16 protein-coding genes are annotated in these 21885 nt (G+C 72.9%); 4 read left to right on the top strand and 12 right to left on the bottom strand.

What is annotated here, in order from left to right:
* The first annotated feature begins 69 nt into the window (after positions 1-69).
* Positions 70-675 carry a TetR/AcrR family transcriptional regulator gene (locus tag ACFYUZ_RS36010; RefSeq protein ID WP_389316457.1) on the top strand — a complete coding sequence of 202 codons (606 nt, stop codon included), beginning with the start codon at positions 70-72 and terminating at the stop codon, positions 673-675.
* Between the two features lie 151 nt (positions 676-826).
* Here ACFYUZ_RS36010 and ACFYUZ_RS36005 read toward each other — a convergent pair whose 3' ends face one another.
* Genes ACFYUZ_RS36005 through ACFYUZ_RS35990 form a run of 4 tightly spaced genes read right to left on the bottom strand, consistent with a single transcriptional unit; the run spans position 827 to position 5406 of the window.
* Positions 827-2185 carry a GH1 family beta-glucosidase gene (locus tag ACFYUZ_RS36005; protein WP_389316455.1) on the bottom strand — a complete coding sequence of 453 codons (1359 nt, stop codon included), beginning with the start codon at positions 2183-2185 and terminating at the stop codon, positions 827-829.
* Positions 2186-2211: 26 nt separating this feature from the next.
* Entirely contained in the window at positions 2212-3051 is an 840-nt protein-coding gene (locus ACFYUZ_RS36000) for a carbohydrate ABC transporter permease (RefSeq protein WP_389316479.1), read from the bottom strand.
* Positions 3052-3079: 28 nt separating this feature from the next.
* Positions 3080-4075: a carbohydrate ABC transporter permease gene (locus ACFYUZ_RS35995; RefSeq protein WP_389316453.1), complete on the bottom strand. Its 996-nt coding sequence runs from the start codon at positions 4073-4075 to the stop codon at positions 3080-3082.
* Between the two features lie 14 nt (positions 4076-4089).
* Positions 4090-5406 (bottom strand): extracellular solute-binding protein, encoded by a 1317-nt coding sequence (locus ACFYUZ_RS35990; RefSeq protein WP_389316451.1) that lies wholly within the window; start codon positions 5404-5406, stop codon positions 4090-4092.
* A 165-nt stretch (positions 5407-5571) separates the two neighbouring features.
* Between ACFYUZ_RS35990 and ACFYUZ_RS35985 the strand changes: the two genes are divergently transcribed.
* Positions 5572-6930 carry an ROK family protein gene (locus tag ACFYUZ_RS35985; RefSeq protein ID WP_389316449.1) on the top strand — a complete coding sequence of 453 codons (1359 nt, stop codon included), beginning with the start codon at positions 5572-5574 and terminating at the stop codon, positions 6928-6930.
* 33 nt (positions 6931-6963) lie between these two features.
* Here ACFYUZ_RS35985 and ACFYUZ_RS35980 read toward each other — a convergent pair whose 3' ends face one another.
* The 7 genes from ACFYUZ_RS35980 to ACFYUZ_RS35950 form a co-directional block, all read right to left on the bottom strand.
* Positions 6964-9141, bottom strand: a complete 2178-nt coding sequence (locus tag ACFYUZ_RS35980; RefSeq protein WP_389316448.1) for a discoidin domain-containing protein — start codon at positions 9139-9141, stop codon at positions 6964-6966.
* An 805-nt stretch (positions 9142-9946) separates the two neighbouring features.
* Positions 9947-10087: a hypothetical protein gene (locus ACFYUZ_RS35975; protein WP_389316446.1), complete on the bottom strand. Its 141-nt coding sequence runs from the start codon at positions 10085-10087 to the stop codon at positions 9947-9949.
* 74 nt (positions 10088-10161) lie between these two features.
* Positions 10162-11298, bottom strand: coding sequence for an XdhC family protein (locus tag ACFYUZ_RS35970; protein WP_389316445.1), 1137 nt, complete (start codon positions 11296-11298; stop codon positions 10162-10164).
* Positions 11299-11335: 37 nt separating this feature from the next.
* Positions 11336-12808, bottom strand: a complete 1473-nt coding sequence (locus ACFYUZ_RS35965) for an NCS2 family permease (RefSeq protein WP_389316443.1) — start codon at positions 12806-12808, stop codon at positions 11336-11338.
* 256 nt (positions 12809-13064) lie between these two features.
* Positions 13065-15458: a xanthine dehydrogenase subunit D gene (gene pucD / locus ACFYUZ_RS35960; RefSeq protein ID WP_389316442.1), complete on the bottom strand. Its 2394-nt coding sequence runs from the start codon at positions 15456-15458 to the stop codon at positions 13065-13067.
* 2 nt (positions 15459-15460) lie between these two features.
* Complete coding sequence (locus ACFYUZ_RS35955) at positions 15461-16057, bottom strand: (2Fe-2S)-binding protein (RefSeq protein ID WP_389316440.1); 597 nt, start codon at positions 16055-16057, stop codon at positions 15461-15463.
* 2 nt (positions 16058-16059) lie between these two features.
* On the bottom strand, positions 16060-16950 hold the full coding sequence (locus tag ACFYUZ_RS35950; RefSeq protein WP_041131867.1) for a xanthine dehydrogenase family protein subunit M: 891 nt from the start codon (positions 16948-16950) through the stop codon (positions 16060-16062).
* Positions 16951-17255: 305 nt separating this feature from the next.
* Between ACFYUZ_RS35950 and ACFYUZ_RS35945 the strand changes: the two genes are divergently transcribed.
* Both ACFYUZ_RS35945 and ACFYUZ_RS35940 read left to right on the top strand, forming a co-directional pair.
* On the top strand, positions 17256-18950 hold the full coding sequence (locus tag ACFYUZ_RS35945; RefSeq protein ID WP_389316438.1) for a PucR family transcriptional regulator: 1695 nt from the start codon (positions 17256-17258) through the stop codon (positions 18948-18950).
* A gap of 340 nt (positions 18951-19290) precedes the next feature.
* Entirely contained in the window at positions 19291-20079 is a 789-nt protein-coding gene (locus ACFYUZ_RS35940; protein WP_389316436.1) for a hypothetical protein, read from the top strand.
* A 40-nt stretch (positions 20080-20119) separates the two neighbouring features.
* Here ACFYUZ_RS35940 and ACFYUZ_RS35935 read toward each other — a convergent pair whose 3' ends face one another.
* Positions 20120-21772, bottom strand: coding sequence for a WD40 repeat domain-containing protein (locus ACFYUZ_RS35935; RefSeq protein WP_389316434.1), 1653 nt, complete (start codon positions 21770-21772; stop codon positions 20120-20122).
* Positions 21773-21885: the final 113 nt, after the last annotated feature.

Genomic DNA, 21885 nt, shown 5'->3' with positions numbered 1-21885 from the left:
TACCGCTGAGCGTAGCGCAGAAGGGTGCCGACGTAACCCCCCGGAACGGCGGCCTGGAATACTGACGGGGTGATCGAGACCTCCGCCGCCGACGCCCCCAAGCTGACGGGCCGCGGAGCGGCGCGCCGCTCCGCCCTCTTCGAGGAGCTCGTCGCCCTCCTCGTCGGCGAGGGCTTCGCCCGGCTGACGCTCGACGACCTCGCCGCGCGCCTGCGCTGCTCGAAGCGGACCCTGTACGGCCTGGCCGACAGCAAGGAGCAGCTGGTCCGGGCGGCGGTCGTGCACTTCTTCCGGCGCGCCACGGCCCGGGTCGAGGCGGTGCTCGCCGCCGCGGCGGATCCGGCCGAGCGGCTCGCCGCCTATCTGCGGGCGGTCTCGGCGGAGCTGGCACCCGTCTCGCCGCAGTTCTTCGACGACGTGGCGGCCTTCGAGCCGGCGGCGGAGGTGTACGAGCGGAACACCCGGGCGGCGGCCGGCCGGGTGCAGCAGCTCATCGAGGAGGGCGTGCGGGCCGGTGTGTTCCGCGAGGTGCACGTGACCTTCGCGGCCGACGTCATCTCCTCGGTGATGGTCCGCATCCAGCGGCGCCAGGTGGCCGCGGCGACCGGTCTCGCCGACGCCGAGGCCTACGAGCAGCTGGCCGAGCTGCTGCTCAGCGGCCTCCGGAAGGCCTGAGGCCCCCGCGCAACGGGTCGCGCCCGGTCCCGTCCTCGGAAGGACGGGACCGGGCGCGGGCTGCCGGGGCGGGCGGGGACGGTCGGGGGTCCGGGCGCGTACGAGCGGGCCCCCGCGCCCGCCTCCGGGCGCCGGGGGGCGTGGAGGGGCGCTACCGGGCGTGCAGCGCGCGGTGGGCGGCGACGATCTCCGCGTACCGCCGCCCGCTCGTCTTCACGGTGCGGCGCTGGGTCGCGTAGTCGACGTGGACGAGCCCGAAGCGCTTGTCGTAGCCGTAGGCCCACTCGAAGTTGTCGAGCAGGGACCAGGCGTAGTACCCGGCGAGCGGGACGCCCTTGCGCAGGGCGCGGGCGCAGGCGGCGAGGTGCTCCTCCAGGTAGCGGGTGCGCTCCGGATCGTGGACCTCGCCGCCGGGGCCGGTGGCGTCGGGGAAGGCCGAGCCGTTCTCGGTGACGTACAGCCTGCGCGCGCCGTAGTCCTCGGTGAGCCGCAGCAGGAAGGCCTCCAGGCCGCCCGCGTCGATCTGCCAGTCCATGCCGGTGCGGGGCACGTCGGGGAGGCGGACCTCACGGGCGTACGGGACGGGGCCCGTCGGGTCGTCGGCGACGGTGACCGGGAAGTAGTAGTTCAGCCCGTGCCAGTCGAGCGGGGCGGCGATGGTCTCCGTGTCACCCCGCCGCTCCGGGAGTTCGACGCCGTACAGCTCGCGCATGTCGGCGGGGAAGCCCCGGCCGAAGACCGGGTCGAGCCACCAGCGGTTGGTGTGGCCGTCCATGCGGGCGGCGGCGGCGACGTCTTCGGGTCGGGTGCTCGCGGGCGCGACGGTGGAGTGGTTGGTGACCAGGCCGATTTGGGCGCCGGGGGCGGCGGCGCGGACGGCGGCGGTGGCGAGGCCGTGGCCGAGGAGCAGGTGGTACGAGGCGCGGACGGCGGCCGTGAGGTCGGTGAGGCCCGGCGCCATCCGGCCCTCCAGGTGGCCGATCCAGGCGGAGCAGAGGGGTTCGTTGAGGGTGGCCCACCGGGTGACGCGGTCGCCGAGGCGCTCCGCGACGACGCCGGCGTAGGCGGCGAGGTGTTCGGCCGTCTCGCGGACGGTCCAGCCGCCGCGGTCCTGGAGGGCCTGCGGCAGGTCCCAGTGGTAGAGGGTGACGGAGGGGGTGATCCCGGCGTCGAGGAGGCCGTCGACGAGCCGGTCGTAGAAGTCGAGTCCGGCCTCGTTGACGGGCCCGTCGCCGCCGGGGACGACGCGGGGCCAGGCGACGGAGAGCCGGTAGGCGTCGGTGCCGAGGCCCTTCATGAGGGCGATGTCCTCGGGCCAGCGGTGGTAGTGGTCGCAGGCGGTGTCGCCGTGGTCGCCGTTGTCGACGGCGCCGGGGACGCGGGAGAAGGTGTCCCAGATGGAGGGGGCGCGGCCGTCCTCGGTGACGGCGCCCTCGATCTGGTAGGCGGAGGTGGCGGTGCCCCAGGCGAAGGAGGCCGGGAAGGCGGCGAGGTCGAGCGGTTCTGACACGGGAGTCCTTTCGGGCCGGGAGGCCGTCACTTGACCGCGCCCGCGGTGAGGCCGGTGACGAGGTAGCGCTGGAGGAGCAGGAACCCGGCGACGACGGGGACGCTCACCACGAGGGAGGCGGCCATCACCTGGTTCCAGTAGACGTCGTTCTGGGTGGCGTAGCCCTGGAGGCCGACGGCGAGGGTGCGGGTGGTGTCGGTCGTCATGACGGAGGCGAAGAGGACCTCGCCCCAGGCCGTCATGAAGGCGTAGACGCCGACGGCGACGATGCCGGGGACCGCGGCGGGGACGACGACCCGGAGGAGGGCGCCGAGCGGGCCGCAGCCGTCGACCTTGGCGGCTTCGTCGAGGTCGCGCGGGACGGCGTCGAAGTAGCCGATGAGCATCCAGATGGAGAACGGCAGCGAGAAGGTCAGATAGGTGAGGATCAGACCGCCGCGCGAGCCGAAGAGCGCGATGCCGGTGGCGTTGCCGATGTTGACGTAGAGGAGGAAGAGCGGCAGCAGGAAGAGGATGCCGGGGAACATCTGGGTGGAGAGCACCGTCACGGTGAAGACGCGCTTGCCGCGGAAGGCGTGGCGGCTGACGGCGTAGGCGGCGAAGACCGCGACGACGAGGGAGCACACGGTGGCCGTGCCCGCGACGACGAGGGAGTTCACGAAGTAGTCGGCGAGCGGGACGGTCCGCCAGATGTCGAGGTACGGGCGGATGGTGAGCCCGGAGGGGATCCACTGGAACTTCCCCGAGACGTCCGCGAGCGGTTTGAGGGAGCTGGAGACCATCACGTACACCGGCAGCAGGACGAAGCCGGTGAGCAGGGTCAGGAAGATCCGCCGGCTCCAGAGGAAGGAGCGGGGCGCGGCCATGGGCGAGCGCGGGGGCCTGCGTACGGTCTCAGGCATCGCCGGTCTTCCTTCCCCGGGTGGTGAGCAGCAGGTAGGTCCCCGTGACGGCGAGCAGGAACAGCAGGAGCAGGACCGACATCGCCGAGCCCGTGCCGAAGTTCCAGGTCTGGAAAGAGGACTGGTAGATGTGCAGGGAGATCAGGTCGGCGGATTCGGGGGCCGCCTTGCCGAAGAGGACGAAGGGGGTGTTGAAGTCGTTGAAGGTCCACAGGAACAGGACGAGGACGAGGACCTGGTTGACCGGCCGCAGGAACGGCAGGGTGATGTGGCGGATCTGCTTCCACATGCCCGCGCCGTCGAGGGCGGCGGCCTCGTAGACCTCCCGGGGGATGTTCTGGAGTCCGGCCATCAGGACGAGGAAGGCGAAGGGCCAGCCCTTCCAGACGGAGACGACGAGCAGGGTGACGAAGGCGTTGTCGCCGATGAGCCAGAAGGCGGGGCCGTCGCCGATGCCGAGCTGGTCGTGGAGGACGTGGTTCACCAGGCCGTTGTCCCGCTGGAACATGAACGCCCAGGTGATGACCGCCGCGTAGACCGGCAGGGCGTACGGGACGAGGAAGAGCGCGCGCAGGAGGCCCCGGCCGCGGAAGGTCTCCTGCATGAAGAGGGCGGCGGCGGTGCCGAGGAGCCAGCACAGGCCCACGGAGCAGAGGGTGAAGAGGCAGGTCGTGAGGAACGACTTCAGGAGCGCCTCGCCGACGGGGGCGTCGAAGTCGACCGAGACCGCGTAGTTGTCGAGTCCGGCCCAGGGGGCGGCCGTCCAGTCGCGGATGAAGAACTGGGTGAGCTCCTTGAAGCTCATCACGATGCCGATGAGCATCGGCACGAGGTGGACGAGGAGTTCGAGGAGGAGGGCCGGGAGGAGCAGCAGGTAGGGCAGGCCGCGGGCCCTGAGCCGCCCGGGGCGGCGCCTGCGCGGGGCCGCCCCGGGGGTGTGCCGCTGCCCGGTCCGCCCGTGGGGCTTCTCGATGGCGGTGGTGGTCATGGTGGCGTCCGGGCTCACTTCTTGGGCATCTGCTGCTGGGCCTTGTCGAGCTTGGCGCGTACGGACTCGGTGGTGACCGGGCGGCCGGCGGCGGCGTCGGCGAAGAGTTCCTTGACGGCGGTGCCGACGACGGTCTCGAACTGGGACTCCTCGGGGACCTGCGGCAGGGCGGCGGCGCTGGTGGCGAGGGTCTGCTTGAGGACGGTGACGGTGGGGCCGGCGAAGGCGGGGTCCTGCTGGGCGCTCTCGACCGGGGGGATGGAGCCGTAGGCGTGGTTGAGCGTCTTCTGCTCGGCGTCGCTCGTCATGAACTTCACGAACTTCAGGGCGCCTTCGCGGTTCTTCGTGTTCTTGAAGACGGCGAGGTTGATGCCGGCGACCATGGAGTTGATGCCCGTGCCCTGGCCGGGGGTGCCGGAGGCCACGGGGGCGGGGGCGACGCCCCACTCGTCGGCGCCCATGCCCTGGGCCTCGAAGGTGGTGCCGGGGGTCTGCCAGAGGACCATGGCGGTGCGGTCCTTGGCGAAGTCGGCGAGGGACTGGTTCTGGGCGTACTCGGCGTTGCCCGGGGCGACGATCTTGTGGGCGGCCATGAGGTCGACGTACTGCTTGACGGCGGCGACGGCGCCGTCGGAGGTGAAGTCGGCCTTGCCGTCGGGGGTGAAGAAGTCGGCGCCGTGCTGCTTGCCGAGGACGAAGACCTGGTGGATGTTGTTGGCGAGGTTGCCGCCCTCGACGCCGATGGCGGACTTCCCGTCCCCGCTCAACTTCCTGCCGTCGGCGATCAGCTCGTCCCAGGTGGCCGGCGGCTTCGCTATGCCGGCGTCCTTGAACATCTTCTTGTTGTAGTAGAGGGCGTAGGCCATGGAGTAGAGCGGGACGGCGGCGGGGTCCTGGCCGGCGGCGCCGGTGGAGCCGAGCGCGGAGGCGACGAAGCGGTCCTTGCCGCCGATGGCCTCGAAGTTCTTCGCGTCCCAGGGCAGCAGGGCACCGGTGGACTGGAGGGAGGCGCTCCAGGTGTTGCCGATGTTGAGGACGTCGGGGCCCTGGCCGGAGGTGGCGGCGGTGAGGATGCGGTTGAGCAGGTCGGACCAGGGGATGACCTCCAGCTTGACCTTGATGCCGGTCTCCTTCTCGAAGCGGTCGAGCTCGGGCTGGAGGACCTTCTTGTCGACCTCCAGGCTCGCGCCCTGGTTGGAGGCCCAGTAGGTGAGGGTCTTGCCGCCGCCGGAGCCGGAGCCGTCGGCCGGGGAGCCGCCTCCGCAGGCCGCTGCGGTGAGGACGAGGGAGAGGGTGACGGCACCGGCGGCCGCGGCTCTGATTGTGCGCATGGCTCCTCATGGCCCTTTCGGGGAGTGGCGGGGAGCTGGGGAGGACGGGGTCGGCGGACGCGTCCCGCGTTCAGGAGGTGAAGGCTTCCACGGCCCCTCCCCGGCTTATTTCAGGACGTGAGTTAAACTTCAAGAGAAGGTCGCGTCAAGGGTCCCGGCAGCGGTATGTTGCGGGCAGGACTACTTCACCTGGGGGCCCAAGTGACCATGCGGAACGGCCGCACCGTGCGTGACCTGCGACGCGAGAACCGCACCGCCGTCCTCCAGCGCCTGTACTTCGACGGCCCCATGAGCCGCTTCTCCCTGGGCCCGGCCACCGGGCTGAGCTCCGGCTCCATCAGCAACGTGGTCGCGGAGCTCGTCGCGGAAGGCCTCGTCGAGGAGGCGGGCAGCGTCGACTCGGCCGGCGGGCGCCCCCGCACCCTGCTGCGGATCACCCCCGGCAGCGGCTGCATGATCGGCGTGGACGTCGGCGAGACCCGGGTCCGGATCGAGCTGTTCGACCTCGCCCTCACCGAACTCGCCCGCACCGAGCGCCCCCTGGCCGTCGAGAGGCCGAACCCGCACGACCGGTACGAGGTCGGGGTCGTCGTCGACCACGTCCGGGCCGGCGTCGCCGAGGTGCTCCGGACCGCGGGCGTCCCCGCCGAGCGGCTGCTCGGCGTCGGCGTCGGCGTGCCCGGCATCGTCGCCCGCACCGCCGAGGAGGGCGCGGTGGTGCACGGCCAGACCATCGGCTGGGACGCCGTCCCGCTGGAGCGGCTGCTGCGCGGGAGCGTGGACCTGCCGGCCTCGGTGCCGTACTGGATCGACAACGGCGCCAAGACCCTCGGGCAGGCCGAGATGTGGTTCGGCGCCGGCCGGGGGGCCCGCAGCGCCGTGGTCGTGCTCTTCGGCTCGGGCGTCGGCGCCTGCGTGGTCACCGACCCGATGGGGCCGGGCCGGGCGCTCGAATGGGGCCATCTGACGGTACGGGTCAGGGGCCGCCGCTGCCGCTGCGGCGCCCGCGGCTGCCTGGAGGCGTACGCCGGCGCGGAGGCCCTCCTGGAGCGCTGGCGGGAGGCGGGCGGGCGTCCTCCGACGGGCGCCGACGAGGAGACGGCCCTGACGGCGATGCTGGCGGCCGCGTACCCGGAGGCGGCGGGCTCCGGCGAGACCCGTGAGCCCGACGCGACGGCCCTCGACGTCCTGGAGGAGACCGCCGAGTACCTGGGCGCCGGTTTCGCCGATCTGATCAACCTCTTCCAGCCCGAGCGCATCCTCGTCGGCGGCTGGGCGGGCCTCCAGCTCGGCGCCCGCTTCCTTGAGACGGTCAAGGGGTACGCGGCCGAGTACGCCCTGAAGTACCCGGCGGCCCGGGTCGGCATCGGCATGGGCACCCTGGGCCCGGACGCGGTGACGGTCGGCGCGGCGATCCTGCCGCTCGCGGACTTCTTCGCCCGGGGCGGGCGGCGGGCCGAGGAGCAGCCGGCCGAGGAGCAGCCGGCGTGGGCGTCGACCGTACGGGAGAGGGCGGCGCACTGAGCGCGCGCCGCCCTCCGCCTCACCTCACTCGGATCACGGGTACGAGACCACGGTGGACGGCACGGTGGCGGTGCCCGAGGTCGGGGCGCCCACGCCGTTGACGACGTGCTCGTACTGGCCGTTGCCGCCGAGCGAGACGACCAGCAGGTCGTGGAACCTCACCCCGGGCTTCACCGGCGCCCGGAAGCCGTGGTCCTGACGGATCGTCGGGTCCACGTTGTAGTAGCAGTAGCTGCCGAGCCCCCAGCCCTCGTGGGTGGTCACGGAGTCGTCGACGCGGTAGGCGGCGTAGCCCTTGTGGGGGCCGTCCTGGACGGCGGCCTGGTTCGGGGCGTCGTACGCCTTCTCGTTCTGGAAGAAGATCGTGCGCCCGCGGTCGCCGAACCACTCGACGTCGTACTTGTTGAAGTGCTCGACGAAGAGCCCGGTGGCGAGGACGTCGTCGCCGTACACGCGGACGCCGTAGTCGGCGCGGTTGGTCTCCCAGCCGACGCCCTCGCCGTGGTCGGCGCGCCAGACCCACGTGTGGTCGACGATCGTGTCGTCGCTGTTGACCACCATGGCGGTGGTCGCCTTCCCGGCGCCGGCGCCGCCGACGCGGAAGTACACGTCCTGGACGGTGGTGGGGTCGCCGGAGTGGTCGGCGGAGGCGTTCTGCGGCCCGACCTCCAGGAGCGTCGGCGAGTTCACCTGGCCGGCGTCGATCAGGAAGCCGGCGAGGCGGACGCCGTCGACGTCGGCCACGCGCATCGCGGTGACGCCGTTGTCCGGGACGATCGTGGCCAGGCCGAGGCCGAGGACGATCGTGCCGGGGCGGTTCACGGCGATCGTCCGGTCGACGTGGTAGACGCCGGGCGTGAAGAGCAGGTGCAGGCCCTGGTCGAGCGCCTGGTTGAGGGTGGCGGCGGTGGTGCCGGGCCTGACGACGTAGAACCGGGTCAGCGGGATCTTCTCGCCCTGCGGGGTGCCGTTCGCCCAGGTGGTGCCGCGGGCGTTGGTCCGCCTGGCCGGGGAGAAGACCTTGTACTGGCCGTCCTCCCAGATCAGGTACGGCTTCTCGCGGGAGGCCGGGGTGGTGTCGAGGGTGGTGTACTTCGGCTCGGGGAAGGCCTGCGCGGGTGCGCCCTCGGTGCCGGAGAAGACCTGGTTCCAGACGCTGTTGGACCAGCCGCCGATCGAGCTGTCACGGGTGTACCACTGCTGCTGCGAGTAGTTGCCGACCTGGCCGTCGATCTTCGAGTCGGCGATGTAGCCGCCGCTGGCCCAGCCGTAGCCGCTGGGGGCGAGGTTGAGGCCGCCCTTGACGTGCATGCGGCGGAAGGAGGAGGCCTGGGCGACGGCCCATCGGTCGGTGCCGTTCACCGGGTTGAGGGCGAGGCCCTCGGCGCCGCGCCAGAAGTTCTGGGTGGCGTTGCCGTTGAACCAGCCCGCGTCGACGGTCACGTCGCCGTTGATGGTGGTGTCGTCGGGGCGCAGCCCGAGGCCGGCGATCTGGGTGTAGAAGCCGATCTGGGCGTTGAGGCCGTTGTAGGTGCCGGGCTTGAAGAGGAAGGCGTGCCGGCCGCTGCCGAACTGGGCCGACTCCTGCTGGGCGAAGACCGCGTCCAGCTGGGCCTGGATGCCGGGCGTGGACGGGTCGAAGACGTGCACGTAGGGCCCGAGGTCGCCGCCGCCGGGCAGCGCCGGACCGCCGTCCGCGGTGCCGTAGACCTGGAACTCCCAGAGGGAGTATCCCCAGGTGGTGGCGCGGGCGGTGCCGTACACGCGGACGTAGCGGGCGGTGCCGGTGACGGACAGGGACTCGTCGCCGCCGGGGCCGTTCGCCGTGCTGTACGCGGTCGTCCAGTCGGTGCCGTTGCCGGAGAGCTCGATGCGGTACGCCTTGGCGTGGGCGGTCTCCCAGCGCAGGTCGATCCTGCTGAGCGCGGCCGGGGCGCCCAGGTCCACCTGGATCCACTGCGGATCGGCGAAGGCGCTGGACCAGCGGGTTCCGGGGTCGCCGTCGACGGCGGCGCTCGCGGGGGTGCCGCCGTTCTCCTGGCTGGAGGCGGTGGCGGGCCTGCCCTGCGAGAGCAGGACGGGGGCGGCCGCGGCGGGCGGTGCGGCGACCAGCGCGAGGAGACCGGCGAGGAGCGCGGTGACGAGGACGGCGGCGGTGGCACGGGGGCCTGGGCGTGGGGGTGGCGCGTGACGGGTGTCGGCTGCGGGCATGGCTCGAACTCCTCGGGGATGAGGGGGTTTCGGGGATGGGGAGCGCGCACTCCGCAGCAGATGCTGGCGGTTGCCCCATAGGAGGGTCAAGGTGTTCGACACGACTTTTCTTTTGGCTTGCATTAAGTATCGAGAGAGCGGCCGGGGCAGGACGGCGCGCGCCCCGGGGCCGGACTCACCGGCTCGGGGACGCGCACCACGGCTTTCCCTCGGGCGAGGCGCCGGTCGTAGAGGGCTTCGCGCACTCCCCCGAACCGCTCCACGCGCTGCGCGCGTCGGGTGCCGACGGCGGGGTGCCGCGCGAAGTGCTCAGGGTCGTCGACCTGGATCGTGATCGGGACCGGCGTGGACGACGCGTCCGCCAGGCCGACCGGATCGCGTCCCCGAGGGCCCCGCAGAGGGCGCCGAACCCGTCCGGCCGGTCGCCGTCGTCGTGCTCGATCAGCAGCGGGCGGTCGTGCACGAGCGCGGCCGGGTGCCGGGACCGTCGACGCGGAACACCGCCTCGGGGTGGTCGTCGACCGTGTACGGGGACAGGCCGGGGCGGCGGGCGACCTGCTCGACGGCCGTCCGTCGCGGAGCTCGACGCCGGCGACATCGCCGGAGCCGTCCGCGTCGAGCGGCTCGGCCCGGCAGGTGGGCCGCCGGCCGGAGACGGCCGGCGGCAGGCACACCAGGGGCGCGGCTTCGCCGGCCCGGGCCGCCGTCCGGGTGCGCGACCAGGGCCCCGACCAGGGCGGGGTCGTATCCGTGGCAGGAGCCGAAGCCGCCGAGCAGGGGGGGCCGGGGACCGAGGCGGTGCCCATCAGGCTGAGCGCGTCGTGCGCGACGACGGGGCGAGCAGCCGGGAGATGCCCTCTCCGGCCTCCTGGGGGCTCGTACTCCGGGTCGCGGCCTCGTGGGCGTCCCGCGAGAGCCGCCCGTCGTCGGCGTACGCCGGACCCACGTGTCCAGCGTGTCGGCGGGTCCGGCCCCGTGCCCCCGGGACAAGGGGCCGGGGCCCGGTCCGGAAGGCGGGTCCTACGCGACGGAGCCTATGCGTCCGGCCGGCTCGCGGGGCCCGTCGTGGTGGATCGGGGTGTGGGCGCCCGTCAGGGAGACCCCGCTGCCGCCCCGGCGGTTGGCGACGATCTCGGCGCCGATCGAGAGGGCGGTCTCCTCGGGCGTGCGCGCGCCGAGGTCGAGGCCTATCGGGGAGCGCAGGCGGGCGAGCTCGAGTTCGGTGACGCCGACCCCGCGGAGGCGCTCGTTGCGGTCCTCGTGGGTGCGGCGGGAGCCCATCGCGCCGATGTAGGCGACGGGAAGCTTGAGGGCGGTCCGGAGGAGCGGCACGTCGAACTTGGCGTCGTGCGTGAGGACGCACAGGACGGTGCGGCCGTCGACCTCGGTCGACTCCAGGTAGCGGTGGGGCCAGTCGACGACGATCTCGTCGGCCTCGGGGAAGCGGGCCGGCGTCGCGAAGACGGGCCGCGCGTCGCAGACGGTGACGTGGTAGCCGAGGAACTTGCCGACCCGGACGAGGGCGGCGGCGAAGTCGATGGCGCCGAAGACGATCATGCGGGGGGCGGGGACGGAGGACTCGACCAGGAGGGTCAGCGGCTGTCCGCAGCGGCTGCCGTCCTCGCCGATCTCCACGGTGCCGGTGCGGCCCGCGTCGAGCATGGCCCGGGCCTCGCCGGCCGCGGTGCGGTCCAGCTCGGGGTGGCCGCCGAGCTTCCCCTCGTAGGAGCCGTCGGGACGGACCAGCAGAGCCTGCCCCAACAGGTCCGCCGGTCCGTCCACGATCCTCGCCAGGGCCGCCGCCTCCCCCGAGACGGCGGCGGCCAGCGCGGCGGGGAAGACCCCGCCGCGGACCGGGGTGACGAGGATGTCGATGATGCCGCCGCAGGTCAGACCGACCGCGAAGGCGTCCTCGTCGCTGTATCCGAAGCGCTCGACGACGGTCTTGCCGTCTTCGAGGGCCTGGACGCACAGGTCGTAGACCGCGCCCTCCACACACCCGCCGGAGACCGATCCGATCGCCGTGCCGTCGCTGTCGACGGCGAGTGCGGCTCCCGGCTGCCGGGGCGCGCTGCCGCCGACCGCGACCACGGTGGCGACGGCGAACGTGCGTCCCTGCTCGACCCACCGGTGCAGCTCTTCGGCGATGTCCAGCATGTCGGTCTCCTTGGGTGTGCGGAGGGCGGGTCGGGCGTCAGCTGACGCCCAGCCAACCCTCGATCGGGTGAAGGGCGAAGAACACGATGAAGATCGCGGTGAGGGCCCACATGAACGCGCCGACCTCGCGCGCCTTGCCCTGGGCCACCTTGATGACGGTGTAGGCGATGACGCCGGCCGCGACGCCCGGGGTGATGCTGTAGGTGAACGGCATCAGGACGACGGTCAGGAAGACCGGGATCGCGACGGAGCTGTCGCCCCAGTTCACGTGCTTGGCGTTCATCATCATCATCGCGCCGATGACGACCAGGGCGGCGGATCCGACCTCACGGGGCACGATCTGGGTGATCGGGGTGAAGAAGATGGCGGCCGCGAAGAACAGGCCCGTGATCACCGAGGAGAAGCCGGTGCGGGCTCCCTCGCCGACGCCGGTGGCGGACTCCACGAAGACCGTCTGGCCGGAGGCGCCGGAGACGCCGCCGATCGCGCCGCCCGCGCCGTCGATGAACAGCGCCTTGGACAGGCCGGGCATCCGGCCCTTGTCGTCGGCGAGGTTGGCCTCGGTGCCGACGCCGATGATGGTGGCCATGGCGTCGAAGAAGCCGGCGAGGACGAGGGTGAAGACGATGACGCCGACGGTGATGAAGCCGACGTCGCCCCAGCCGCCGAAGGAGACGTCGCCGAAGAGCGAGAAGTCCGGGCTGGAGACCGCGCTGCCCTTGAGCTCCGGGGCGCCGTTGGCCCAGGAGCCCGGGCCCTTGGCCGGGATGTCGGCGACCGCGTTCACGATCAGGGAGATGACGGTGCCGGCGACGATGCCGATGAGGATCGCGCCCGGGATCTTGCGGGCCTGGAGCGCGAAGATGGCGAGCAGGGTGACCGCGAAGATCAGTACCGGCCAGCCGACGAGCTCGCCGCCGGCGCCGAGGGTGATGGGCGGGCCGAACTGCGGGCCGGCGCCCACGAAGCCGGCCTTGTTGAAGCCGATCAGCGCGATGAAGAGGCCGATGCCGATGGTGATGCCGTGCTTGAGCGGCAGCGGGATCGCGTTCATGATCATCTCACGGAGACCGGTGACCACCAGGAGGCAGATCACCACACCGTAGACGACGCACATCCCCATGGCCTGCGGCCAGGTCATCTGGGGCACGACCTGGGTCGCCAGCACACCGGAGACGCTGAGCCCCGCCGCGAGGACGAGCGGGACCTTGCCGACGAAGCCCATCAGCAGGGTGGTCACCGCCGCCGCGAAGGCGGTCGCCGTGATGACGGCGGAGGTGGCGAGGACGTGCTTGTCGACGTCCGGGCCGCCCAGGAGGATCGGGTTGAGCAGGAGAATGTACGCCATCGCCATGAAGGTGGTGACGCCGCCGCGGATCTCCGTCGCGACGGTGGATCCTCTCTCCGAGATGTGAAAGTACCGGTCGAGCCAAGAGCGCCCGGCGGGGGTGCGCGAGCCGGAGCCCGCGTCCTCAGCGGCGGTCTTGGGCTCCACAGACGACTGGGTCATGGGGCCTACTCCCAAGGTTCAAAGGGGCACCCGCATCAGACTTCCAAGCTCTGACGGTGAAGCTGCGGGATTTGGGATATTTCGTTGGCTGCACGACCCGGGGGACGGCCCGAGACGAACGGGGTGATGCCGTGAAGCGTGGGTACTGCGGGTGGAGCGGTACTGCGGTGACGCGGGTTCCCGAGAGGGAGTGCTCCGGGCGGTGAGGGCGGTGGAAGTGTGACGTTCCTGGGAGGCACGCACCGCCCGGAGAGTCCTACAGGGTGCCGGTGAGCGCCTCGGGGCGGACCGGCGTCTTGTTGAGCTCCAGGCCCGTCGCCGCCCGGATCGCCGCGAGGACGGCCGGGGTGGACGACAGGGTCGGGGCCTCGCCGATGCCCCGGACGCCGTACGGCGCGTTGGGGTCGGCCAGCTCGAGGTAGTCGACCGGGATGGTCGGCGTGTCGAGGATGGTCGGGATCAGGTAGTCCGTGAAGGAGGGGTTGCGCACCTTCGCGGTCTTCGGGTCGACGATGATCTCCTCCATCACCGCGACGCCCAGGCCCTGGGTGGTGCCACCCTGGATCTGGCCGACCACGGAGAGGGGGTTGACCGCCTTGCCGACGTCCTGGGCGCAGGCCAGCTCGATGACCTTGACCAGGCCGAGCTCGGTGTCGACCTCCACGACCGCGCGGTGCGCCGCGAAGGCGTACTGCACGTGGCCGTCGCCCTGGCCGGTGACGAGGTCGAAGGCCTGGGTGGGCCGGTGGCGCCACTCCTCCTCCACCTCCACGACCTGGTCCTCCAGGACGTCCGCGATGGTGGCGAGGGCCTCGCCGCCGTCGGTGACGACCTTGCCGCCCTCCAGGAGGAGCTCGGCGTTGGCCCAGGCCGGGTGGTACGAGCCGAACTTGCGCCGGCCGATCTCCAGGACCTTCTCGCGGACGATCCCGCAGGAGTTCTTGATGGCGCCGCCGGTCATGTACGTCTGACGGCCCGCGGAGGTCGAACCGGCCGAGCCCACCTGCGTGTCCGCGGGGTGGATGGTGACCTGCTGGACACCGAGCTCGGTACGGGCGATCTGCGCGTGGATCGTGACGCCGCCCTGGCCGACCTCCGCCATCGCGGTGTGGACCGTGGCGACGGCCTCGCCGTTGATGACCTCGATGCGGATCTTGGCGGTCGAGTAGTCGTCGAAGCCCTCGGAGAAGCCGACGTTCTTGATGCCGACGGCGTAGCCGACGCCCCGCACGACGCCCTCGCCGTGCGAGGTGTTGGACAGGCCGCCCGGCAGCGCGCGGACGTCCGCGCCCTCGCCGGCGGTCTCCCACTGGCGCTCCGGCGGGAGCGGGCGGGCCTTGACCCGGCGCAGCAGCTCGGCGACCGGGGCCGGCGAGTCCACGACCTGGCCGGTCGGCATGATCGTGCCCTGCTCCATGGCGTTGAGCTGGCGCAGCTCCACCGGGTCCATGCCCAGCTTGGCCGCGAGCTTGTCCATCTGCGCCTCGTAGGCGAAGCAGGCCTGGACCGCGCCGAAGCCGCGCATGGCGCCGCAGGGCGGGTTGTTGGTGTAGAGGCCGATCGCCTCGATCTCGACGTCGTCGATGACGTACGGGCCGACCGAGAGGGAGGAGGCGTTGCCGACGACCGAGGCCGTGGACGACGCGTACGCGCCGCCGTCCAGCACGATCTTGCACTTCATGTGCGTGAGCTTGCCGTCCTTGGTGGCGCCGTGCTCGTAGTAGAGCTTCGCCGGGTGCCGGTGGACGTGCCCGAAGAAGGACTCGTACCGGTTGTAGACCATCTTGACCGGCTTGCCGGTGCGCAGCGCGAGGATGGAGGCGAGGATCTGCATGGAGATGTCCTCGCGGCCGCCGAAGGCGCCGCCGACACCGGCCATGGTCATGCGGACCTTCTCCTCGGGCAGGCCGAGGCAGGGGGCGATCTGCTTGAGATCCGAGTGCAGCCACTGGGTGGCGACGTACAGGTCGACGCCGCCGTCCTCGGCCGGCACGGCGAGGCCGGACTCGGGGCCGAGGAAGGCCTGGTCCTGCATGCCGAAGGTGTACTCGCCCTTGACGATGACGTCGGCGCGCTTGGCGGCCTCGTCGGCGTTGCCGCGGATGATCGGCTGGCGGTGCACGATGTTCGGGTGCGGGACGTGGCCGGCGTGGTGGTCGTCGCGGTTCTCGTGGACCAGGATCGCGTCCGGGGCGAGGGCGGAGGCCTCGTCCGTGATGAGCGGGAGCTCGCGGTACTCGATCTTGATCTTCGCGGCGGCGCGGCGGGCGGTCTCCGGGTGGTCGGCGGCCACGAGGGCGACCGGCTCACCGTGGTGACGGACCTTGCCGTAGGCGAGGACCGGGGTGTCCTGGAACTCCATGCCGTAGTTCTTCGCGGCCGGCAGGTCCTCGTGGGTCAGGACGGCGTAGACGCCGTCCATCGTGAGGGCCTCGGAGGTGTCGATGGACACGATCTCGGCGTGCGCGACGGTGGAGCGCAGGATCTGGCCCCACAGCATGTCCTCGTGCCACATGTCCGAGGAGTAGGCGAACTCGCCGGTGACCTTGAGGGTGCCGTCCGGGCGGAGCGTGGACTCGCCGATGCCGCCCTTGACGTGGTTCTGGGTGACGTCGGTGGGCGTGCCCACCGGAAGTGTGTTCTGGGCCATCGTCAGACCGCCTCTCCCTGACGCTCCTGGCGAGCGGCCGCGAGGCGGACCGCGTCGAGGATCTTCTCGTAACCGGTGCAGCGGCAGAGGTTGCCGGAGAGCGCCTCGCGGATGTCCGCGTCCGTCGGGGACGGGTTGCGCTCCAGCATCTCGTCGGCCGCGACGAGCAGACCGGGGGTGCAGAAGCCGCACTGGACGGCGCCCGCGTCGATGAACGCCTGCTGGATCGGCGAGAGTTCGACGCCCTCACCGGTCTGCGAGTCCTGGGGCTTGGCCTCCCACTTCTTCGCGGCGTCGACCGAGGTCCCGCCGCAGGCGCCGGTGGCGCAACCGCCGTGCGCCTCGCGCTCCTTGGCGTACTCCGCCAGGCCCTCGACGGTGACGACCTCGCGGCCCTCGACCTGACCGGCGGCGACCAGACACGAACACACCGGCACGCCATCGAGGCGGACCGTGCAGGAACCGCACTCGCCCTGCTCGCACGCGTTCTTGGAGCCGGGCAGACCCAGACGCTCACGCAGGACGTAGAGGAGGGACTCGCCCTCCCAGACGTCGTCGGCTTCCTGCGGACGACCGTTGACCGTGAAATTGACGCGCATGGTTATGCAGCTCCCTCAAGCGTGCGGCCGGCGCCGCGGTACTGCTCCCAGGTCCAGCCGAGCTGGCGGCGAGCCATGATGCCGACGGCGTGGCGCCGGTACTTGGCGGTGCCGCGGACGTCGTCGATCGGGTTGGCGGCGGCCGAGCAGAGGTCGGCGAACTGCTTCGCGATCGAGGGGGTGATGATCTTGCCGTTGTCCCAGAAACCGCCCTCTTCCAGAGCCGCGTTCAGGAAGGCCTCGGCCTCCTTGGCGCGGATCGGGGTCGGCGCGGCGGAGCCGATGCCGGTGCGCACCGTCCGGGTCTCCGGGTGCAGGGCCAGGCCGAAGGCGCAGACGGCGATGACCATCGCGTTGCGGGTGCCGACCTTGGAGTACTGCTGGGGGCCGTCCGCCTTCTTGATGTGGACGGTCTTGATGAGCTCGTCGGGCTGGAGCGCGTTGCGCTTCACGCCCGTGTAGAACTCGTCGATCGGGATGAAGCGGTTGCCGCGCACCGACTCGACCTCGACCTCGGCGCCCGCGGCGAGCAGGGCCGGGTGGGCGTCGCCGGCGGGCGACGCGGTGCCGAGGTTGCCGCCGACGCCGCCGCGGTTGCGGATCTGCGGGGAGGCGACCGTGTGCGATGCCAGCGCCAGACCCGGGAGCTCTGCGCGCAGGTTCTCCATGATCTGCGTGTACGGGACGGAGGCGCCGAGGCGGACGTTCTCCTCGCCGACCTCCCACTCGCGCAGCAGCTCGATACGGTTCAGGTCCAGGAGGTACTCGGGGCGTCGGTGGTCGAAGTTGATCTCGACCATGACGTCGGTACCACCGGCGATGGGCACGGCCGTGGGGTGCTCGGCCTTGGCGGCGAGCGCCTCCTCCCAGCTGGCGGGGCGAAGGAAGTCCATGGTGGCTCTCTTCTAGTGATTCTGGTGATCGGGGGTCGAGCTAGTGGGTCCGGGGGGACGGCCGGCCCTCGACATCGTGTTCATGTGCTGTTCACGCGGTGTGTGGCCTAGTACACAAGCCACTGTCGCCCGGGGTGCAGTCACCGAAAACATGAAGGAGTTGGCTGGTGCCCGTCGTCGTCTTGTAGATTCGAACGAACGATGGAGAACAGAAACCTCTCCGTTTCCCCCTGGAAACGGTGGCACCGCGCCACCGTCGACAACGCGACACCACCATCACCGAACGAAGGAACGGCGGCGACACGATGCGGCTGCGCGCACTGCTGGAGAACGACGCGCTCGGGCTGCGCCTGCTCGGCGGCGAGGACGAGCTGGACCGGACCGTCCGGGGCGTCATGACGACGGACCTCAAGGACCCCAGCCGGTACCTGTCCGGCGGCGAGCTGGTGCTGACCGGCCTCGCCTGGCGGACGGACCCGGCCGACGCCGAGCCCTTCGTCCGGATCCTGGCCTCGGCCGGGGTGGCGGCCCTCGCGGCGGGCGAGGCCGAGCTCGGCGACATCCCCGACGATCTCGTGGAGGCGTGTTTGCGCCACCGGCTGCCGCTGTTCGCGGTGAACGAGTCCGTTGCGTTCGCGACGATCACCGAGCACGTTGTTCGACAGGTCTCCGGCGAGCGGGCCGGCGACCTGGCGGCCGTCGTCGACCGCCACCGGCGGCTCATGACCTCCGGTCCGGCGGGCGGCGGACCCGAGGTCGTCCTCGACCTCCTCGGCTCCGACCTGGACCTGCGGGCCTGGGTCCTCTCCCCCACCGGCCGCCAGATCGCGGGCGCCGGCGAACCCCTGGACGCCGGGCTCGCCGCCACCCTGGCCGGCGAGCACCTGGCCGCCACCCGCACCGGCCGGCGCGGCCCGCACCGGCTGAGCATCGCCGGAACGGCGTACTCCCTCTTCCCGATCCGCAACACCGGCCGGGGCGCCGCGCCCGCCTCCCGGGACGTGCGCGAGACGGTCCTGTCGGACTGGCTGCTGGCCGTCGAGGCGGACGCCGGGGACTGGCCCGCCGCCCGGCTCGACCTGCTCCAGGGCGTCACCCAGCTGATCGCCGTCGAGCGGGACCGGCGCGACGCGGCCCGTACGGTACGGCGCCGGCTCGCCCAGGAGGTCCTGGAGCTGGTGCAGACGGGCGCCGCGCCCGCCGAGATCGCGGCCCGTCTGCGGGTCGCCGCCCCGGTGCTGCTGCCCGGGCTCGGCACGGCCCCGCACTGGCAGGTGGTCGTCGCCCGCGTGGAGTGGGACCAGGAGGCCGGCCAGCCCCCCGTGGACAGCGGACCGGTCGCCCAGTCGCTCCTGGAGGAGGTCCTCGTCGACCCGGCGACCGTCGGCGCCGAGTCGGCCGACCGCATCGCGGTCGCGCACAGCGGCGACGAGGCGATCGCCCTGGTCCCGCTGGCCGCGGGCCCGCTGCCGGACAGCGAGGACGAGGGCCCGGCCCCCGCCCTCGGCCTCCACGCGGACGCGCTGCTCGCCTCCGTACGGGCGCCGCTCTCCTCGGGGCTCGACGGCGACGGGCGCCTCACGCTGGGCGTCAGCGCCGCCGTGCACTCGGCGGAGGGCCTGCGCGGGGCCCTGGAGGAGGCCCGGCACGCCCGCCGGGTGGCCGCCGCCCGCCCGGGCCGGGTCTGCGCCGCGGGGCACCACGAGCTGGCCTCGCACGTGCTGCTGCTGCCGTTCGTCCCGGACGACGTCCGGCGCGCCTTCACGGCCCGGCTGCTCGACCCGCTGCGCGACTACGACCGGCGCCACCGGGCGGAGCTCATCCCGACCCTGGAGGCCTTCCTGGACTGCGACGGCTCCTGGACCCGCTGCGCGACCCGCCTCCACCTGCACGTGAACACGCTGCGCTACCGGGTGGGCCGGATCGAGCAGCTCACCGGCCGTGACCTCTCCCGCCTGGAGGACAAGCTCGACTTCTTCCTGGCGCTGCGGATGAGCTGACGCCGTCCGGGTGAACCGGAGCGCGTGCGGCAGGGCCCGGCGGGGCCTCGGCGATTCACTCCTTCGGGCGAGTCCGGAGGAGTGGCGAACGGGGCTTCGGCGGGCCCTTCGGCACGGGGCCCGCGGACCGGGCCCGGCCCTGATCACCGCCGTGATCACGGGTCGATAGGCCGCCCCGCGCCCGGTCGGAACGGGCCGGGGCGGGGGCCCGCACCCCCTTCGGACTCTTGTGAAATTTTTCACCCGACCCCTTGGCCGGGTGCTCCCATCCGTGCTGAGATGCCGTCCTACTCAACAGCTCGATGGCGCGCTCGGGGAGGGCAATGTGGCGGATACCGCCATGTCTGGTTCCGAATCAAGGGGTGGCGAAGATCCGTCCCTCGCCTACGGCAAGGAGACACCCGTGGAGACCGCCATATGGCGGCTCCGCTCCCGAGGTTGCTGGACGGACGCGGCCGCGCTCCTCGCGCCGCACGCGTCCGAACCGGCGGCCGCACTCGAACGGGCCGCGCTGCTCATCGAGCGCTGCCTCTACACCGAGAAGGGCTGGGCCGACGCCGAGGAGGCGCTGAGGGCGGCCGAGGCCGTCGCCGGCACCGACGAGGAACGCGGGGCCGCGGCCTGCGAACGCGGCTATCTCGCCTACGCCTCCACGCTGTTGGGGGTGCGCGACCGGGCCGACGAGGCCCGGATGGCGCTGGGCCGGGCGGCGGCGCTGATCGGCCCCTCCGCCGACGGCCGTCCCCTCCTGGACTTCCGGCGCGGGCTCGTCGCCCAGAACCTCGGCGACTCCCCGCAGGCGGCCCGCGCCGCGTACCGCAGGGCGCACGAGGGGGCGACCGCCCGGGGCGACTCGTTCCTGCTCTCCTTCACCTGGCGGCACCTCGCCGGACTCGCCCTGCGCGAGGGGGAGTTGGCGGAGGCGCGGCACGGCTTCGCGGAGTCCCTGCGGATCCGCGAGGAGCTGGGCTACCTGGTCGGCACGGCCCCGGCGCTCACCGCCCTGGCGACCACGGAGACCGAGCCGGAGGCGGGCCGTCTGCGCGCCGAGGCCCGGCGTCTCTTCCAGCTTCTCGGCGGGGTGCCGACCTGGCTCTCGGCCCAGCTGACGCCCCGGGCCGCCACCTGAAGCCGCCCGGGCGGGACGCCTGCCGACGTCCCGTCACGGGTCAGCTCCTCGGGGCGAGGCACACCAGGCTCTCGTCGGTGCCGACGAGCAGGGAGCCGGAGCCGGTGACCGCGACCGCGCGGACCGGCGGGCCCGGGCGGAAGGAGAGCGTCGGGCCGCCCTCCGGCCGGTGCAGTTCGACCAGCCCGTCGGCCCAGGCGGCGGCGACCAGCGGGCCGTGCGGGGTCTCGGTCGCGTGCAGGGAGACGACCGGCGAGGGGCGTTCGGCGAGGGGCTCGGGTCGCGCGGTGCTGCCAGGCGTCCAGAGCCGGACGCTCCCGTCCGCGCCGCCGGAGCAGACGAACGGGGTCTCGGACTCGACCGCGGCGACGGCCGTGACCCGGCCGCTGTGCGAGGCCGACTGGTGAAGGCCCGTCAGGCCGAAGGCGTGGACGGAGCCCAGCCGGTCCCCCACCACCACCGAGCCGGCGATCGCCGCGAGGGCCGTCCCCGGGTGGCGGGCCAGGGTCGCGGAGACCGCCTCGGTGAGCCGCTCCAGGTACGGGGGCCTGGGTGCCGTTCCCCGTACGGCGTGCAGCCGGCCCCGGTCGTCCAGGAGCAGCACCGTGCCGTCGGGCGCGGGCGCCAGCGCGGTGATCCGGCCGGGGACGGTGTGCGCGAGCCGGCCGGCCGGGCTCGCGTCGGCCTCGTGGAGCAGCCGCACGGTGCCGGTGGGGTCGCCGACGAGGAGCGTCCCCGCCAGCGGGCCGCCCGCCGCGCCGAGCACGGTGACCGGGCCCGGCCAGGGCGGCGTCAGGTCGCCGCGGTGGCGGGCCCACCGGACCCGCCACGGCGCGGCTTCCGCGAGCTCGGCGAGCGCGGGGCGCAGCCGGGGGTCGGCGCCGTCGCCCAGGGCGGCGAGCAGGACCAACGCCCTGTCCGACGGGGCCTGTTGGCGGCAGAGCGACTGCCCGGCGCGCATCCAGGCGGTCCGGAGCCCGCCGTGCTCGTCGACGGCCCCCTCGCCGGGGCGGGCGGACGGCTCGGGCCCGTCCAGGGTGCCGGGCACCCCGGCGAGGGCGGCGCCGGTGACGTACGCCGTGGTGACGAGCAGCGGGTCGGCCGCGCAGACGGCGGCCGGGTCGGAGAGGTCCGGCAGCGGCGGGGCCGGCTCCGCCCGGGCGGCGTCGGCGGGCTCGGGGCCGCCGTCCAGGTCGACGACGGCGATCCGGCGTTCGGCGCGCAGGACGGCCGGGGCCGGGGTGTCGCTCCGGGCCTCGACCACGAGGCGGATCCTCCCGACTCCGGCGAGCTCCGCGATGAGCCGGGTGAGCGCGGCGGGTTCGGCGGCGGCGTGGAGGTCCGCGAGGAGGAGGACGGCCCCGCCGGCGGGACGCGGCTCGCTGGTGGCGAGGGCGTGGACGAGGTCGCCGGGCGACCGGGCCACGACACCGAGGCGGTCGGCGATCGTCCAGGCCGCGCCGAGGGCGCTCTGGCCGGCGAGCGGGACGAGCATCCGGGGCGTCCGGCGGCGGGAGCGACCGGAGCGCGGGCCGTGCGCGGCGAGCCAGCCGAGGAGGGCCGTCTTGCCGCTGCCCGGGGCGCCGGTGACGAGGCAGAGCCGGGGCGCCTCGGGATCGGTGAGCCAGCCGAGCAGCGCGACGGCCTCGGCTTCCGTACCGCCCCAAGCCGGGGGCGGGCTCGCGGACGTCATGGGGACACCTCACGGGTGACGCGACACGGCGGACGGCTGACGTCTCCGACCTTAGCCGTCCGAACGGCGGCCGGTACCCCGCCGGCGAAACCGGCTCACGGAGCGACGCGGGA

This window comes from Streptomyces sp. NPDC004266, assembly GCF_042874095.1.
Lineage (GTDB): Bacteria > Actinomycetota > Actinomycetes > Streptomycetales > Streptomycetaceae > Streptomyces.
The sequence above is the reverse complement of the archived record's forward strand: the minus strand, read 5'-3'. Positions and strand labels throughout refer to the sequence as shown.

Bases quoted from the DNA above. Each gene is read 5' to 3' on its own strand.
- ACFYUZ_RS35940 (WP_389316436.1), top strand. From the start codon at position 19,291: ATGTCTGGTTCCGAATCAAGGGGTGGCGAAGATCCGTCCCTCGCCTAC.
- pucD (WP_389316442.1), bottom strand. From the start codon at position 15,458: ATGGCCCAGAACACACTTCCGGTGGGCACGCCCACCGACGTCACCCAG.
- ACFYUZ_RS35945 (WP_389316438.1), top strand. From the start codon at position 17,256: ATGCGGCTGCGCGCACTGCTGGAGAACGACGCGCTCGGGCTGCGCCTG.
- ACFYUZ_RS35965 (WP_389316443.1), bottom strand. From the start codon at position 12,808: ATGACCCAGTCGTCTGTGGAGCCCAAGACCGCCGCTGAGGACGCGGGC.
- ACFYUZ_RS35985 (WP_389316449.1), top strand. From the start codon at position 5,572: ATGTTGCGGGCAGGACTACTTCACCTGGGGGCCCAAGTGACCATGCGG.
- ACFYUZ_RS35995 (WP_389316453.1), bottom strand. From the start codon at position 4,075: ATGACCACCACCGCCATCGAGAAGCCCCACGGGCGGACCGGGCAGCGG.
- ACFYUZ_RS35950 (WP_041131867.1), bottom strand. From the start codon at position 16,950: ATGGACTTCCTTCGCCCCGCCAGCTGGGAGGAGGCGCTCGCCGCCAAG.
- ACFYUZ_RS35980 (WP_389316448.1), bottom strand. From the start codon at position 9,141: ATGCCCGCAGCCGACACCCGTCACGCGCCACCCCCACGCCCAGGCCCC.
- ACFYUZ_RS35935 (WP_389316434.1), bottom strand. From the start codon at position 21,772: ATGACGTCCGCGAGCCCGCCCCCGGCTTGGGGCGGTACGGAAGCCGAG.
- ACFYUZ_RS35970 (WP_389316445.1), bottom strand. From the start codon at position 11,298: ATGCTGGACATCGCCGAAGAGCTGCACCGGTGGGTCGAGCAGGGACGC.
- ACFYUZ_RS35990 (WP_389316451.1), bottom strand. From the start codon at position 5,406: ATGCGCACAATCAGAGCCGCGGCCGCCGGTGCCGTCACCCTCTCCCTC.
- ACFYUZ_RS35955 (WP_389316440.1), bottom strand. From the start codon at position 16,057: ATGCGCGTCAATTTCACGGTCAACGGTCGTCCGCAGGAAGCCGACGAC.
- ACFYUZ_RS36000 (WP_389316479.1), bottom strand. From the start codon at position 3,051: ATGGCCGCGCCCCGCTCCTTCCTCTGGAGCCGGCGGATCTTCCTGACC.